General features: G+C 67.9%; 16 protein-coding genes. 7 read left to right on the forward strand and 9 right to left on the reverse strand.

Features of this window, described 5'->3' with window-relative positions; all coding sequences use genetic code 11:
• Positions 1–66 precede the first annotated feature (66 nt).
• Entirely contained in the window at positions 67–1,908 is a 1,842-nt protein-coding gene (gene btuB / locus AC5P56_RS08805) for a TonB-dependent vitamin B12 receptor (RefSeq protein WP_046428665.1), read from the forward strand.
• Between the two features lie 93 nt (positions 1,909–2,001).
• Here the strand turns inward: btuB and gph are convergent, their stop codons facing one another.
• The 3 genes from gph to AC5P56_RS08820 all read right to left on the reverse strand — a co-directional run bounded on the left by gph (position 2,002) and on the right by AC5P56_RS08820 (position 4,452).
• Positions 2,002–2,670 carry a phosphoglycolate phosphatase gene (gene gph / locus AC5P56_RS08810; RefSeq protein ID WP_126411685.1) on the reverse strand — a complete coding sequence of 223 codons (669 nt, stop codon included), beginning with the start codon at positions 2,668–2,670 and terminating at the stop codon, positions 2,002–2,004.
• A 64-nt stretch (positions 2,671–2,734) separates the two neighbouring features.
• Complete coding sequence (locus tag AC5P56_RS08815; protein WP_014645816.1) at positions 2,735–3,526, reverse strand: class I SAM-dependent methyltransferase; 792 nt, start codon at positions 3,524–3,526, stop codon at positions 2,735–2,737.
• Positions 3,523–4,452 carry a LysR family transcriptional regulator gene (locus AC5P56_RS08820; protein WP_014645815.1) on the reverse strand — a complete coding sequence of 310 codons (930 nt, stop codon included), beginning with the start codon at positions 4,450–4,452 and terminating at the stop codon, positions 3,523–3,525. The genes AC5P56_RS08815 and AC5P56_RS08820 overlap by 4 nt, the downstream gene beginning before the upstream one ends.
• 108 nt (positions 4,453–4,560) lie before the next feature.
• On the opposite strand from AC5P56_RS08820, the gene AC5P56_RS08825 reads away from it, so the two are divergent.
• Positions 4,561–5,199: an NAD(P)-dependent oxidoreductase gene (locus AC5P56_RS08825; protein ID WP_032959230.1), complete on the forward strand. Its 639-nt coding sequence runs from the start codon at positions 4,561–4,563 to the stop codon at positions 5,197–5,199.
• 91 nt (positions 5,200–5,290) lie between these two features.
• Positions 5,291–6,202 carry an MBL fold metallo-hydrolase gene (locus tag AC5P56_RS08830; protein ID WP_134808474.1) on the forward strand — a complete coding sequence of 304 codons (912 nt, stop codon included), beginning with the start codon at positions 5,291–5,293 and terminating at the stop codon, positions 6,200–6,202.
• 250 nt (positions 6,203–6,452) lie between these two features.
• On the opposite strand, the gene dinB is transcribed toward AC5P56_RS08830, so the two are convergent.
• A complete protein-coding gene (gene dinB, locus AC5P56_RS08835) occupies positions 6,453–7,547 on the reverse strand; it encodes a DNA polymerase IV (RefSeq protein ID WP_134808473.1) in 1,095 nt (364 codons plus the stop codon).
• Between the two features lie 191 nt (positions 7,548–7,738).
• On the opposite strand from dinB, the gene fabA reads away from it, so the two are divergent.
• Positions 7,739–8,254 (forward strand): 3-hydroxyacyl-[acyl-carrier-protein] dehydratase FabA, encoded by a 516-nt coding sequence (gene fabA, locus AC5P56_RS08840; RefSeq protein WP_014035851.1) that lies wholly within the window; start codon positions 7,739–7,741, stop codon positions 8,252–8,254.
• A complete protein-coding gene (gene fabB, locus AC5P56_RS08845; RefSeq protein WP_014645811.1) occupies positions 8,254–9,462 on the forward strand; it encodes a beta-ketoacyl-ACP synthase I in 1,209 nt (402 codons plus the stop codon). Before fabA ends, fabB begins: the two co-directional genes overlap by 1 nt.
• 95 nt (positions 9,463–9,557) lie before the next feature.
• Here fabB and AC5P56_RS08850 read toward each other — a convergent pair whose 3' ends face one another.
• Genes AC5P56_RS08850 through AC5P56_RS08860 form a run of 3 tightly spaced genes read right to left on the reverse strand, consistent with a single transcriptional unit; the run spans position 9,558 to position 12,000 of the window.
• On the reverse strand, positions 9,558–10,241 hold the full coding sequence (locus AC5P56_RS08850; RefSeq protein ID WP_134808472.1) for an HAD family hydrolase: 684 nt from the start codon (positions 10,239–10,241) through the stop codon (positions 9,558–9,560).
• A complete protein-coding gene (locus AC5P56_RS08855; protein ID WP_014645809.1) occupies positions 10,238–10,939 on the reverse strand; it encodes a pseudouridine synthase in 702 nt (233 codons plus the stop codon). The genes AC5P56_RS08850 and AC5P56_RS08855 overlap by 4 nt, the downstream gene beginning before the upstream one ends.
• Positions 10,936–12,000, reverse strand: a complete 1,065-nt coding sequence (locus AC5P56_RS08860) for a class I SAM-dependent methyltransferase (protein WP_288496813.1) — start codon at positions 11,998–12,000, stop codon at positions 10,936–10,938. Before AC5P56_RS08860 ends, AC5P56_RS08855 begins: the two co-directional genes overlap by 4 nt.
• Positions 12,001–12,157: 157 nt before the next feature.
• On the opposite strand from AC5P56_RS08860, the gene AC5P56_RS08865 reads away from it, so the two are divergent.
• Positions 12,158–12,421: a hypothetical protein gene (locus tag AC5P56_RS08865; RefSeq protein ID WP_005407925.1), complete on the forward strand. Its 264-nt coding sequence runs from the start codon at positions 12,158–12,160 to the stop codon at positions 12,419–12,421.
• A 70-nt stretch (positions 12,422–12,491) separates the two neighbouring features.
• Here AC5P56_RS08865 and AC5P56_RS08870 read toward each other — a convergent pair whose 3' ends face one another.
• Positions 12,492–12,785 carry a DUF3247 family protein gene (locus tag AC5P56_RS08870; RefSeq protein WP_049441346.1) on the reverse strand — a complete coding sequence of 98 codons (294 nt, stop codon included), beginning with the start codon at positions 12,783–12,785 and terminating at the stop codon, positions 12,492–12,494.
• 43 nt (positions 12,786–12,828) lie between these two features.
• Positions 12,829–14,817: a hybrid sensor histidine kinase/response regulator gene (locus AC5P56_RS08875; protein ID WP_014645806.1), complete on the reverse strand. Its 1,989-nt coding sequence runs from the start codon at positions 14,815–14,817 to the stop codon at positions 12,829–12,831.
• A 244-nt stretch (positions 14,818–15,061) separates the two neighbouring features.
• Here AC5P56_RS08875 and AC5P56_RS08880 point away from each other — a divergent pair, with 244 nt between their 5' ends.
• Complete coding sequence (locus AC5P56_RS08880; RefSeq protein ID WP_014645805.1) at positions 15,062–15,628, forward strand: DUF3016 domain-containing protein; 567 nt, start codon at positions 15,062–15,064, stop codon at positions 15,626–15,628.
• The last annotated feature ends 22 nt before the right edge of the window (positions 15,629–15,650 follow it).

Below are 15,650 nucleotides of genomic sequence, written 5' to 3' on the forward strand. Positions count from 1 at the left end.
GCGCATGCCTGCCTTCGCGGCTCCTCCCCTTCGCCACGCGGGCGTGCGTGGCACCTGGAGTCCCCCATGAAGCTGCAGTCCCGAATGCTGTCCCTGGCCGTGCTGGCCGCCCTGCCCGCGCTGGCCCAGGCCGCCGATGACACCACCGCGCTCGACCAGATCCTGGTCACCGCCACCCGCACCCCGATCGCCCTGCAGGACAGCATCGCACCAGCCCAGGTGATCGACCGCGCGCAGATCGAATCCAGTCAGGCCACCTCGTTGCAGGAACTGCTGCGCGGCCGCGCCGGCATCAACCTGACCAATGCCGGCGGGCTCGGCAAGCAGAGCTCGCTGTTCCTGCGCGGCACCAACTCGGGCCACACCGTGGTGCTGGTCGATGGCGTGCGCATCAACAGTGCCGACCTCGGCCTGGCCATGTACCAGGACCTGCCGCTGGCGCAGATCGAACGCGTGGAAATCGTGCGCGGCCCGCAGTCCAGCCTGTACGGCGCCGACGCCATCGGTGGCGTGATCCAGATCTTCACCCGCCGCAACCAGGGCGATTTTGCTCCGCACTTCCAGCTCGGTGGTGGCAGCAACGGCCTGCGCGAAGCCAGCGGCGGCATCGGAGGTGGCACCGAACGCGGCTGGTTCGGCGCCGACATCGCCTACCAGCATTCCGATGGCGTCGATGCCTGCCGTGGCTCGGCGACGCTGTTCACCGGCTGCTTCGCCGACGAACCCGACCGCGACGGCTACCGCAACCTGTCCAAGAGCCTGCGTGGCGGCTACACCTTCAACGACCAGTGGAATGTGGAAGGCAGTGCGCTGCGCGCCGACGGCAAGAACCACTACGACGGCTATTACAACTACTCGGAAACCCGCCAGCAGGTGCTGGCCGGCAAGGTGCGCTACACCCCGTCCGGGCGCCTGGCGTTCACCGCCAACGTCGGCCGCAGCGACAACGAATCGGACAACTTCGGCGACTTCGGCGCACGCGGCAGCGCGCAGACCCACCGCGACAGCGCCTCGCTGCAGGGTGACTTCACCTTGACCGGAAGCCAGCTGCTGAGCACCGGCGTGGACTGGAGCGAAGACAACCTGGACGGCAGCAGCGCGGGCTACCTCGTCGACAGCCGTCGCAACACCGGCGTGTTCGTGCAGTACCAGGGCCGCTTCGGCCGCCATCAGCTGCAGGCCAGCGCACGCAACGACGACAACCAGCAGTTCGGCAACCACGCCACCGGCAGTCTCGGCTGGGCAATGCAGCTGGACCACGGCCTGCGCGTCAATGCCAGCTACGGCACCGCCTTCAAGGCACCGACCTTCAGCGACCTGTACGACCCGTGGAGCGGCGTGCCGACGTTGAAGCCGGAGAAGTCCAAGAGCGCCAACCTCGGTGTTTCGCAGCAGGGCCAGGGCTGGCATTGGGGCCTGGACGTGTACGAGACCCGCATCGATGACCTGATCACCTACGATGCGTCCACGATGAAAATGCAGCAGGTGGAGAAGGCGCGCATCCGTGGCGCCGAACTGACCGGTGGCGTGCTGCTGGCCGGCTTCGACCTCAACGCGCAGCTGAGCTACACCGACCCGCGCAACCGCACCCATGGCAGCACCCAGTTCGACAACTGGCTGCCGCGCCGTGCACAGCAGACCGCGCGCCTGGACGTCGACCGCCGCTTCGGCGATTTCCGCGCCGGCCTGACCGTGCAGGGTGCAGGCAAGCGCTATGACGATGCCGCCAACGCGGTGAAGGTCGGTGGCTACGGCACGCTGGACCTGCGCGCCGAGTACGCGCTGACGCCGGCGTGGTCGCTGCTGGCACGTGCCGCCAACGTGTTCGACCGCCGCTACGAGACGGTGGCGTGGTTCAACCAGCCCGGCCGCGAGTACCAGCTGAGCGTGCGTTACCAGCCGAAATGAAGGCGCGCGCCGGGCATCGCCCGGCACCGATCTACTGTAGAGCCGAGCCCATGCTCGGCTCACGCAATGAAGCAGCCGAGCGTGGGCTCGGCTCTACACCCGAACGCCCGCGGCCAACCCCGGCAACTCACGCAGGTCGTCAATCACCGCCACCGCCTGTGCGGTGGCCAGGTCCAGGCCACGCGGATAACCGTAACGCACCAGTGCGATCGGCATGCCCGCCTCTTCGGCGGCGCGGTAGTCGGTCAACGAATCACCCACCATCAGGCAGGCATCCACCGCCAGCCCGAAATGCGCAGCGATGTGCCGCAGCGGCTCACCGCTGGGCTTGCGCTGCGGCAGCGAATCGCCGCCCAGTACCAGCGCGAACGCATCACCAATGCCCAGGTGCTGCAGCAGTGGCGGCACCAGCGCTTCGGGCTTGTTGGTGCAGATCGCCAGCGGAACAGCGCGTGCACGCAGCTGCATCAGCGCTTCGGCCACGCCATCGAACAGGCGCGGGCTGCGCAGCAGGCACTCACGGTAGTGCACCATGAACACCGGCATCACTTCGGCCAGGTCGACCTCGCGACCCGCGGCATGCACGGCCTGCTCGACCAGGCGGCGCACACCGTCGCCGATCCAGCCCAGAACCGTGGCTTCCGGCACGCGTGCCATGCCGATGTCTTCCAGCGTGCGGTTCAGTGCTTCGGCGATATCAGCTGCGCTGTCGACCAGCGTGCCATCTAGGTCGAACACGACCAGCGGATAGGGATACGACAAGGGACGGCACCTGCACGACGTGGGGCCGCCCATTGTACGCCGCTGGTTTCTGCGCCGATCCGCCTCAACCGATCCGGCGTGCGCGGGTGGCCAGGAACGTGGGCAGGTAGCGGTCGATCAGGAAGCGCGGCTGCGGCTGCCAGTCTTCCATGAAGCGATCGATGACGAACCCCGCATCCAGCTGCCCGCCGATCAGTTCGGTCAGGCTGTGGCCAAAGGTCAGCGCATCGCCGCGGCCGAGTTTCGCCTCACGTTCTGCGGCGGGCAGGTCTTCCAGGTCCGAATAGGGAATGGCGTACTGCGGCCGGATCAGGCCCTGCGCATCGAGCTGCGGATCGCGCGCGCCGACGAACAGCACCGGGTTGTAGAAGCTGGCCATCAACATGCCGTCGCGCGCCAGCACGCGGCGGCATTCGGTCCACACCGGGCGCACGTCGGGTACGTACAGGTTGGAGATCGGATGGAACACCACGTCGAAGCTGTCGTTGGCGAATACGTGCAGGTCGCGCATGTCGCCCTGCACCGTGCGCAGCTGCAGGCCATCGCGCGCCGCCACGCTGCGGTCCTGTTCCAGCTGCCCGTCGGAGAGATCGAACACGGTGACGTCGGCGCCCGCAGCGGCCAGCACCGGTGCCTGCTGGCCCCCGCCCGAGGCCAGGCACAGGATGCGGCGGCCACGCACATCGCCCAGCCAGTCCAATGGCAGCGCGCGTGGGGTCAGATGCACCTGCCAGCGGCCTTCGCGCGCGGCGGCAATGGTTGAACTTTCCACCGGGCGCGACCATTCGCGCACTTCGCTGGCCTGGCGGTCCCAGGCAGCACGGTTGTGGTCGATCAAGGCCTGTCCATGGTTCATGTGTTCTCCTTGCCCGGTGGGCGCCAATCCAGATCCTGGAAGGCCGGGCTGGCGAAACACTCGGCCAGGTAGTCCAGGAATCGCCGCATGATAGCGGGCTGCTGTCGCCGTGACGCGTACACGGCATGAATGCCGAGTTCGTCCAGGCTGAATTCGGGCAGCAGTTCGATCAGCTCGCCGGTACGCAGCAGCGGCGCCACCTGGTAGGTCGGCAGCATGGCGATACCGGCACCGGCCCGCACCGCCTCCAGCAGCAGCGAGGCCTCGTTGGCGCTGATGTTGCCGCCCACCGCCACCGACAGCGAACGGCCGTCCCGGTGCAGCTGCCACAGGCTCTTGCCGACGTAGTGGTGGGTCAGGCAGTTGTGCGCGGCCAGATGCTCGGGAGCAGTCGGCGTGCCGCGTGCCTGCAGGTAGGACGGCGTCGCGCACAGCACCGAGCGGCAGGTGGCCAGCCGCCGCGCGATCAGGCTGGGATCGATCTGGCGCGCGATGCGCACGGCCAGGTCCACCCGCTCCTCCACCAGGTTGACCGTGCGGTCGACCAGCAGCAGCTCGATGCGTGCCGCCGGATGGCGCGCAACAAAGCCGGCCACCGCCCGCGCCAGGTGGCTCTGCCCGAACGACACGCTGGCAGTCACCCGCAGCGTGCCATGCGGCTCGGGATCATCGCTGGCCAGCTCGCCCTGCAGTTCCTCGCCGATCGCCAGCATCTGCCGGAAGCGCGCCAGTGCCGCCTCGCCGGGCCCGGTCAGACTGACCCGGCGCGTGGTCCGGTGCAGCAGGCGTGCGCCCAGCCAGCCCTCGACCTCAGCCAGGTAGCGGCTGACCATCGCCCGCGACATGTCCAGCACCTCTGCCGCCGCGGTCAGGCTGCCGCGCTCGGCCACCTCGACGAACACGGTCATGGCGGTCAATCGGTCCATATGCTCGATCCATGCAACAAACAAGCGCGTTATACGCTGTTTTTCGAGCGACTGCAGCGGCCTAGAGTGGCGCCATTCCCACCCCACAGCGCCCCACGGAGTCCTGCCATGAAGATCGCCCTCGTTGGTTCCACCGGCAACATCGGCCGCCAGATCGCCCGCCACGCGCTGGCCCGCGGCCACGAACTCACTGTCATCGTGCGCAGCGCGCAGGACCTCCCGGCCGAGCTGGCCGGTGCCCATCCGGTGATCGCCTCGCTGGATGACCAGGACGCGCTGGTTGCCGCCATCGCCGGCCACGACGTGCTCGCCAGTGCCTACGGCCCGCGCCCGGGCGATGACATCGGCCGCGTCGGCGAGGTCGCCGCGCAGCTGGCGGCTGCCGCGCGCAAGGCCGGCGTGCCGCGCCTGGTGGTGGTTGGCGGTGCCGGCAGCCTGGAAGTCGCACCCGGCGTGCAGCTGGTCGACACCCCCACCTTCCCGGAGGCCTACAAGCCGTACGCGCTGGCCCACCGCGAGGCGTTCAACCGCCTGCAGGCAGTGGACGACCTGGACTGGACCTTCTTCTCGCCGGCCGCCGAAATCGGCCCGGGTGAAGAGCGCGGCCAGTACCGCGTGCAGCCCAAGGCGTTCCTGGCCGATACCAGCGGCCACAGCCGCATCAGCTACGCCGACTATGGCGCGGCGTTCGTCGCCGAACTGGAAGCGCACGCGTATCCGAAGCAGATCATCACCGCAGCGTATTGATCCACGCACGTCCCATGTAGAGCCAAGCCCGCGCTCGGCTCTACGCGAACATGCAGCCGGGCATTGGCCCGGCTCTACACAAGGAATTCCCATGCGTACCGCTGCCCTGCTGCTTCCCCTCGCCCTGGCCGCCAGCTTCACCAGTGCGCCGCTGCTGGCCGCACCGGCCACCACGGCGCCGGCGGCGGCGACGAAATCCCAGCTGCACCTGCAGACCTTCCATCCCGGCCCGCAGGCAATGTTCTCGGTGTCCTCGGTGCTGATCGAAGGCCGCCACGACGGGATCCTGGTCAATGCGCAGTTTGGTGCCAGCGATGCGCGCAAGCTGGTCGAGCTGATCCGCGCCAGCGGCAAGCAGCTGACCACGATCTACATCAGCCACGGCGATCCGGACTACTACTTCGGCCTGGCCACCCTGCAGGACGCCTTCCCGCAGGCACGCATCGTCGCCACCGCGCAGACCGTCGCCCACATCCAGCAGACCCAGGCCGGCAAGCTGGCCTACTGGGGACCGAAGATGGGTGCCGACGTGCCCGCGCGCATCGTGCTGCCGCAGGTGCTGGATGGCGATGCACTGCAGCTGGAAGGCCAGCGCCTGCCGCTGATCGGCCTGGATGGCCCGACCCCGGACCGCACGGTGCTGTGGGTACCGTCGCTGCGCGCGATCGTCGGTGGCATTCCGGTGGTCGCCGGCGAGCACGTGTGGATGGCCGATACGCAGACGCCGAAGTCGCACACCGACTGGCTGCAGACCCTGCAGCGGTTGCAGGCACTGAAGCCGAAGGTGGTGGTGCCGGGGCATTACGCGCCGGGTGCGGCGCTGGATGCCAGTGCGTTGCGCTTCACCGCGGACTACATCCGCGCGTTCGATGCCGAGACGGCAAAGGCCAGGGACAGTGCGGCGCTGGTGAAAGCAATGCAGTCGCGCTACCCGAAGCTGGATGGCGTGGCATCGCTGGAGCTGAGTGCGAAGGTGGCCAAGGGCGAGATGCAGTGGCCTTAAGGTAAAGGGTTGTTTTGCAGGGCTGCGCCCTGCACCTGCTCAATGCAACGGCAACAGCTGGATATCTGTGGGTTGGCGGGGTGGGCCCGATGGCAGGGGACGCCGTGAACCCGTCCATGGGGGCTTGGTCGCGGCATCCATGCCGCTCACACCCCTGCCATCGGACCCACCCCGCCTTCGACAGATCTCGGCAATCTGCTGGGGTCGGATCCCGTTGCTGCGCAATGGGCTCTGACCCCGCCTTTGCCGATCAGAGGGATGTGGAATCGCTCGGTCCGTGCTCGAACAATTCCCCCTGCACCACGGCCTCCTTTTCGCGGAACCCACCCAGCCCGACGCCGACCAGGCGGTAACGCGTCTCCGCCGGCAGGTCGACGCGGGCGCGCAGGGCCAGTGCGATGTCGCGCAGTTCTTCCATCGATTCCGGCGGGCGCTCCGGGGTGAAACTGCGGGTGAGGATGCGGAACTGCGCGGTCTTCAGCTTCAGCACCACGGTGTGGCCGACGCGTTCGGTCTTGCGCGTGGCATTCCAGGTCTTCTCCGCCAGTTGCACGATCGCCTCGCCCAGGTCTTCCAGCAGCAGGTCCTCGGCAAAGGTGTCCTCCGAGGAGATCGACTGTACCTGCTGGTCCGGTTCCACCGCCCGCTCGTCGATGCCGCGTGCACGGTTGTACAGGCTGCGGCCGAAACTGCCGAACGCCTCTTCCAGGTCGACCAGGGACCACTGCCGCAGGTCGCCGCAGGTGACGATGCCACGCGCGGCAAGTTTGCCTTCCATCACCTTGCCGACGCCGGGTACCCGGTTCACCGGCAGCGGCAGCAGGAACGCGTCCACCCGCTGCGGTGGAATCACGAACTGGCCATCGGGCTTGCGCCAGTCCGAAGCGATCTTGGCCAGGAACTTGTTCGGCGCGATCCCGGCTGAAGCGGTCAGGCTCGTCTCCTCGCGGATCTGCGCACGGATGGTGCGGGCGATATCGGTGGCCAGTTCGATGCCGCTCTTCGGCTCGGTCACGTCCAGGTAGGCCTCGTCCAGCGACAACGGCTCGACCAGGTCGGTGTGGCGCAGGAATATCTCGCGTACCTGGCGTGACACCGCCTTGTAACGTGCAAAGTCCGGCGGCACGAAGATCGCGTCCGGACACAGGCGTTCGGCGCGCAGCGCCGGCATCGCCGAACGCACGCCGAACACGCGTGCCTCGTAGGACGCCGCACACACCACCGAGCGCGCGCCGCGCCATGCCACAACCACCGGCTTGCCGCGCAGTGACGGATCGTCGCGCTGCTCCACCGACGCGTAGAACGCGTCCATGTCGACGTGGATGATCTTGCGCAGTCGGGTCATGTCAGGCGGAAAGGGCGGGGGCGTGTCGAACGGGCCACACGCCGAAGTATGGTCGTTGCACATCAACAGGATGCGCGTATTCCATTGAAAACACTACGGTTGCGTACGGTTGAAATGTTTGATCGGCGCAGTTTCCACGGGCATCCTCGAACGCTTGTTTCCCTGTTTCCCCGCTTCCAGGATTGTGCTTCATGACCCGTCTCCACGCGTTCAACCGCGAACAGCTGCTGGCCAGCGCACGCGGTGAACTGTTCGGCACCGCCGCCGGCCGTTTGCCCAACGATCCGATGCTGATGTTCGACCGCATCACCGACATCCACGAGGACGGCGGACCGCACGGCAAGGGCATGGTACGCGCCGAGCTGGATATCCGCCCGGACCTGTGGTTCTTCGGCTGCCACTTCATCGGCGACCCGGTCATGCCCGGCTGCCTGGGCCTGGACGCCATGTGGCAGCTGACCGGCTTCTTCCTGACCTGGCTGGGTGCCCCCGGCAAGGGCCGCGCACTCGGCTGCGGCGAGGTGAAGTTCACCGGCCAGGTACTGCCGGACGCCAAGCTCGTGCGCTACGAGATCGACATCAGCCGTGTCATCAACCGCAAGCTGGTGATGGCCCAGTCGGACGCCCGCATGTACGTGGATGACCGCGAAATCTACAGCGCGCGCGACCTGCGCGTCGGCCTGTTCACTGAAACCGGGAGCTTCTGATGCGTCGCGTCGTCATCACCGGCATGGGCATCACGTCCTGCCTCGGCAATGATCTGGATACCGTTTCGGCCGCGCTGCGCGAAGGGCGCTCGGGCATCACCGCCTTGGCCGACCATGCCGAAGCAGGCCTGCGCAGCCAGGTCGGCGGTCGCGTCGACCTCGATCTGGAGGCGCTGATCGACCGCAAGCAGAAGCGCTTCATGAGCGACGCGGCGGCCTTCGCTTACCTGTCCATGCGCGATGCCATCGCCGATGCCGGGCTCAGCCCCGAGCAGGTCAGCAACCTGCGCACCGGCCTGATCGCCGGTTCCGGCGGCGGCTCCAGCGAATGGCAGATCGGCGCGGTCGACCTGCTGCGCGAACGTGGCGTGCGCAAGGTCGGCCCGTACATGGTGCCGCGCACAATGTGCTCGACGGTCTCGGCCTGCCTGGCCACGGCCTACCAGATCAAGGGCGTCAGCTACTCGCTGTCGGCCGCCTGCGCGACCTCGGCGCACTGCATCGGCGCTGCCGCGGACATGATCCGCCACGGTGCGCAGGACATCATGTTCGCCGGTGGCGGTGAAGACCTGCACTGGTCGATGAGCGTGATGTTCGATGCGATGGGCGCGCTGTCGACCAGCTTCAACGAAACCCCGGCCAGCGCCTCGCGTCCGTACGACAAGGACCGCGACGGCTTCGTCATCGCCGGTGGCGGCGGCATGCTGGTGCTGGAGGACTACGACCACGCCGTTGCGCGTGGCGCGCACATCCATGCCGAGCTGATCGGCTACGGCGTGACCTCCGATGGCGCCGACATGGTCGCGCCGTCCGGCGAGGGCGCGGTGCGCTGCATGAAGATGGCACTGCAGGGCGTCGATCGCCCGTTGGACTACCTCAACACCCACGGCACCTCGACCCCGCTGGGCGATGTCACCGAGCTCAACGCGATCCGTGAAGTGTTCGGCGATGCGGTACCACCGCTGTCCTCGACCAAGGCGCTGTCCGGCCATTCGCTGGGCGCGGCCAGCGTGCACGAGGCGATCTACTGCCTGCTGATGATGCGCGATGGCTTCGTCGCCGGTTCGGCCAACATCGGCGAGCTGGACCCGAAGGTGGAGAGCTTCCCGATCCTGCGCGAGAGCCGCGAGCAGAAGCTGGACACGGTGATGTCCAACAGCTTCGGCTTCGGTGGCACCAACGCTGCGCTGGTGTTCGGGCGGGTGTGATTGAACAGGTGTGCCGACCAACGGTCGGCACCCACCAGAAGATGTGGAGCCGAGCCCATGCCCGGCTCAGTGCCAACCAAGGTCGGCACCCACCGCTACTTCGGCAGCAGCGGCAGCAGCAGGGCGTGCGCGTCCACCAGCGAGCCGACGATGCGGTGGCCCAGTGCGCGCAGCTCTTCATCCGGATGCACCAAGTCCGGCACCTGGATCACGGTCATGCCGGCGGCCAGTGCGGCCCGCGTGCCGGCCGGTGAATCTTCCAGCGCCAGGCAACGTTCGGGCGCCTGGCCCAGCCGCTGCGCGGCCAGCAGGTAGATATCCGGCGCCGGCTTCGGCCGCGCCACATCACCACTGGTGATCACGGCATCGAAGTACGGCAGCAGGCCTGCGGCCGCCAACTTGCGGTTGGCGCGCGGCTGCCGCGTGGTGGTCGCCACCGCACGCGGTACCGCGTGCGCCTTCAGCAGCTCCAGCAGCTCCAGGATGCCCGGCCGCAGCGGCAGCCCGGTCTGCGTGCGTGCTTCGTACAGCTCATGGCAACGTGCCGCCACCGCGTCGATCAGGCTGTCCTCGATGCCCTGCGCGCGCAGCAACACATGCGTATCGTGGTCGCCGAGGCCGACCATGCGCAGGAATACCGCTTCCTCCAGGCCCAGCCCGAATTCGTCGGCGGCCTCGCTCCAGCAGGCCAGCGAGACCCGCTCGCTGTCGATCATCAAACCGTCCATGTCGAAGATGACGGCGTCGGGCAGGAACGGCAGCGCAGCGAAGGGGGTCATGGAGCGAACAACGTATCCAGGTCGGTGGAAGTGAGCTGCCGCCATTGCCCTTCGTCCAGCCCCTGCAGGTCCAGCCCGCCGACGCGGCTGCGGTGCAGGGCCTGCACGTGGTTGCCGGTGGCGGCGAACATGCGGCGTACCTGATGGTAGCGGCCTTCATGCAGCACCAGGCGTGCGCGACGCGCCTCCAGCACTTCGAGTTCAGCCGGCAGCAGGGGCGTCTTCTCGGACTCCAGCATCAGCGTACCGCTGGCGAACAACGCCACTTCGTCGCCGCGCAGGTCCTCGCTCAACTCGACTTCGTAGACCTTCGGCAGCTTCGACTTCGGCGAGATGATCCGGTGCAGCAGGCCGCCATCGTCGGTCAGCAGCAGCAGGCCACTGGTCTCGCGGTCGAGGCGGCCCACCGTGGACAGCACCGGATCACGGTCGCGGAAGCGCGGCGGCAGCAGGTCGTAGATCAGGCGGCCGGTGTCCTTGGTCGAACAGGTGTAGCCGGCGGGCTTGTGCAGCGCGATCGACAGCCCCACCGGCGGGTCCAGCGGCTCGCCATCGACGCGGATCGCCTCGTGCGGCACCTGGTCATCGGCGTACAGCACCTCACCGTCGGCGTCGGTGACGCGGCCTTCGCGGAACATCCACTGCACCTGCTTGCGGCTGCCATAGCCCAGGTTGGCGATGAGCTTGACCAGCTTCACTTGCCCTTCCCCTTCACTGCTTCAACCAGCTTGAAACCGTCGCGCTCGGCGACCACGCGCACCGCACCGAAGCTGTCGTTGAGGGTGTGCTCGTACGGCAGATGGCGGTTGGCCACCACGTACAGGCGCCCGCCCGGGCGCAGCGCCTGCGCGGCCACGGCGATGAAGCGCTGGCCGATGTCCGGGCGGTCGGCACGCGACGGCGTGTGGAACGGCGGGTTGCTGATGATGACGTCGTAGCCCGGCTCGATGCCGGCGGTGACGTCGCGCCACAGGAAGCGCAGCGGCAGCGCGCGCGGCGGCGGCGCCAGGTTCAGTTCGGCCAGGGCCAGCGCACGCTGCTCGGCCTCGTACAGGTCCAGCGCGGTGATCTTCGGGCAGCGTTCCAGCAGCTCGCGCGAGAGATAGCCGTAGCCTGCGCCAAGGTCGGCGGCGCGGCCGGCCAGGTCGGCCGGCAGGTGCTCGGCCAGCAGCGCCGATGCCGGATCGATGCGGTCCCAGGCGAACACGCCCGGGCGGCTGAGGAAGCGTCCGCCCATGATCGGGCGCACCGCATCCAGCGCCGACCAGCGCTTGGCCAGGTCGGCGTCGTGCTGGCCCTGCAGCGGGGCGGTCCAGTACACGCGGCAGTGGTTCTTGGTCAGGCAGCCGCCGAGGCCGGCCAGCTGCTTGAGGTCGCCTTCACCGGAGCGCGCGCCTTCGTTGTTGGCCTGGCAGGCAACGATGTGGCCGCCCTCGGCGACCAGCGCCAACGCGCGGGCGAACAGCGCACGGGCTTCTTCACGCTGGCGCGGTGGCAGCACCAGCACCAGCGGGTAACGGCCCTTGCCGGCCACATCGTCCAGCTGGCCGCTGACGGTCCAGCCGGCGGCCTGCTGCAGCGGCTGCGCGAACGGGGCAAAGCTCTGTTCGCAGTGCAGCTCGCGGTTGCCGGCCGCTTCGCGCAGCGGCCAGCCATCGCGGGCACGCAGGAAAGCCACCGGGCCCTCCGGCCAGCGCAGGGCGCCTTGAGAGAACGGCAGGAGCAGGGTCTGCAGGGGGGCGTCGTCGCTGGAGGCCATCGGCGCGGGTACTTCAAGCGTGAGGGCCGTCCATTGTACCGGCTTGGCCGGGCCGGCCCCGGCAGGCCGCTTTGCGAAACCCGAACGGGGCCTTGATCTGCCAGAAACATTGAAACGTTCAGGGTAGAGGCTCCCCCGGAAACCCAGGAGAACCTGCATGCGAGCCTTGTTCGTCGGTGGCGTCGTCGACAACAGTGAAATGGACTTGGAAGGCAGCCATCCGCCCGTGCACTACCCCGAGGACACCGGCGGCGGCCACTCGCGCTACCGGCTGCACCAGGTCGGCCATGGCGCCGATGGCAGCGTGGCCTATGCGGTATATGGCGCACCGGACCTGGCCGATGACGAGGTGGCGAGGGTTGCAGAGGAGCGGGCGTACGCACGCCGATTCGAGGCGACGCCGACCCTGTTCGAGCATTGACACACCGGTAGCGCCCGAGCCCACGCTCGGGCGACGGCGCAGCCGAGCGTGGGCTCGGCTCTACATCCGATCAAGGCGCCTTGGGTGGCAGGCGGTTGATGCTGGCGATTTCATCCAGCCACACGTGGTGCTGCTGCACCGGCGTGTCGTAGTCATCCAGGCGCAGCTGGCCGTTGCTGCCTTCGTCGCCGGCCTCGTTGCGGTATTGCTGCACGGTTGGCCTCACCGCCACCGTGCCGAGCAGGCGACGGCCATCGTGCAGAATCAGTTCCACCTGCGTTTCGCCTTCCAGCTGCGGCAGCAGGGCTTCCAGGCGCGCGATCTGCGCCGGATCGGTATGGATACGGGGAGCTATGCGGGACATCGGCGACCTCCTGCATGCAGGGTCGCCGATCGGCCGTGAATGCTCAGTGCAGCGCGCTGTCCGCGCGGGGTACCTGCACCTTGCGCACCGCAGCCACCAGCTGCGCCACCGAGTACGGCTTGGCCACGTGTTCCTGGAAACCCGACGCCAGCGCACGGCGGCGGTCATCGGCACGCGCCAGCGCGGTGACGGCGACCGCGGGCAGGGTCGTGGCATCCACGCCCATGTCCTCGCGCAGCGTGCGCACCAGGCCATAACCATCCATGCCCGGCATGCCGATGTCGGTCAGCATCACGTGGTACTGCAGATGGCCGGTGTCGGCCAGCAACGCCAGCGCCTCACCGGCCGAACTGGCCGCCGACACGCTGGCGCCCTGCTCTTCCAGCATGCGCCGCAGGTACTCCAGCACTTCCGGCTGGTCTTCCACCGCCAGCACGTGCATGCCGCGCAGCGGATACGGCTCGACGATCACCGGTTCCAGGATCGGCCCGCTGATCACTTCGCGCAGCGGGCGCCGCTCGGCATCGGGAAGGTGCTGCGGCAGGCGCACGGTGAACGTAGCGCCATGGCCGTGCCCCTCGCTGGCCGCGGCGACCGTGCCGCCATGCAGCTCGACCAGCTGCTGCACGATCGCCAGGCCCAGTCCCAGTCCACCATGGCGCCGGGTGGTGGTGCCATCGGCCTGGCGGAAGCGGCTGAACAGGTGATTGAGGAATTCGGGTGCGATGCCATCACCGGTGTCGCGCACGGTGATCTCCCAGTGGTTGCCGTCGGCCCGCAGCTGCAGGTCGATGCGGCCTTCAGCCGGGGTGAACTTGATCGCGTTCGAGAGCAGGTTCCAGAACACCTGCTGCAGGCGCGTGGCATCGCCCAGCACCAGGCTCGGCTGTTCGGGCAGCTGCAGGTGCACGTCCAGTGCCTTGCCTTCGGCCACCAGTTCCTGCGCGCCGATGGCCTCGCCCAGCACCGTGCGCAGGTCCAGCACTTCCACCTCCAACTGCACCTTGCCCAGCAGCATGCTGCTGAGGTCCAGCATGTCCGAGATCAGCCGCTTCTGCGCGCCGGCGCTGTTGGCGATCACGTTCAGGCCCTTGTACAGAGGGCTGGTGTTGTCCACACGCTGCAGCAGCAGCTCACTCCAGCCGAGGATGGTGGTCAGCGGCGTACGCAGTTCATGCGACAGCGTGGCCAGGAACTCGTCCTTCAGCCGCGCCATGTTCTCCGCAGCGCTGCGCGCGGCGCGCTCGGACTGCAGCAGTTCCTCGCGGGCCAGTTCGATCTCGCGGCGTTCGGTCACGTCCGGGCTGCTGCCGGCCAGGCCGATGAAGCGGCCCATCCGCGAGAAACGCGGGCGTGCGTTCATCTCCAGCCAACGCCACTGGCCATCGGCGCGCCGCGCACGCACCAGCGCGTGCATCGAACGCTGCGCCTTCAGCGCTTCCTGCAGTTCGTATTCGAATACCGACGCATCGTCCGGATGCACCAGGCCACGCCAGACATCTTCCGGCACACGCGTCTCGTCGCCACCGAAGAACTCGCTGAAGGCGCTGTTGACGAAACGGGCATGGCCGCGCTCATCGAGCACCCACACCGGCATCGGCAGGCCGTCGGCCAGCGCGCTGAAGCGCGCTTCGCTCTCGCCCAGCTCCACTTCCATCTGCTTGCGTGCGGTGATGTCGAAGAACAGGATGCCGACCTTGTCCTCGCCCGGCCGGCCCACGCGCACCGCGTCGACCGCGAACGAACGACCCAGCGCACGCGCTTCCATCTCGAACTGGGCGGGACGGCCGCTGCGTGCGACCTCGCCGTAGATGCGGAACCAGTCCTGCTCATGGTTGGGTTCCAGCTCGGTCATGCGCTGTCCACGCGCATCCTTCAGCCCGGTGTGGCGCTCGAAGGCATCGTTGACCTCGAGGAAACGATAGTCGACCGCACGATCGCCCTCGAACAGCACCTGGATCACGCAGAAACCAGCGTTGATGCGCTCAAGCACGCCATGATGCAGGTCGGGTTCGGGCGCCTGCACCATCATCGGTGGGCGCTCCACGAGGGGCGGCAGTGTGGACAAGGGCGTCTGGACGGGCCGGATTGGGAGCACAGCATCTTCCAAAGCGCGTATTCACAGCGTCAAGCGCCGTCAGTCATGGTTGACGACGATGAATTGGCGGCAACCGCTCTTGTCGGTGTCGCAATCGGCCGTTGCGGTGGCTGGAAAGCGGGATCACACTCGATCTATAAATCGCATCGTCCCCGTCGATGGGACGCAGGAGACCGTCATGAACCGCTCGTTGGCCACTGCCCTGCTGCTGGCAGGCGCCCTCATGGCGGGCAGCGCGAACGCCGCGCCGCGCGCCGTCACCGATCCGGATGCGCCCCGCGCGCTGCAGGCCAATGGCCCGGTCAGCGTGAAGTGGGACGATCCAGCCGGATTCACCGAAATCCGCCAGAGCACCAACCGCTTCGAGGCCGAACGCGGCAACTGGGTGCAGCAGCTGGCCAGCTACGTGCAGACCACGGCGGCCAAACCGCTGCAGCCCGGGCAGACCCTGGACGTGACCCTGGTCGACATCAAGCGCGCCGGCGACTACGAGCCCTGGCACGGCCCGCGCGGCAGCGACATCCGGATCATGCGGGACATCTATCCGCCGCGGATCACCCTGCAGTACACGCTGAAGGACGCCAGTGGTCGCATCGTCGATGAGGGCGAAGCCAAGCTCAGCGACACCGGCTACCTGCACAACCTGGGGCTGAAGAGCGACAGCGATCCGCTGCGCTACGAGAAGCGCCTGATCGACGACTGGGTGAAGCGCGAGCTGAGCACGCGGGCTACTGCTGCACGATGATTCCGGGCAGCTCTACCTGCCG

The organism is Stenotrophomonas sp. YJH_SMC_131 (assembly GCF_059367975.1).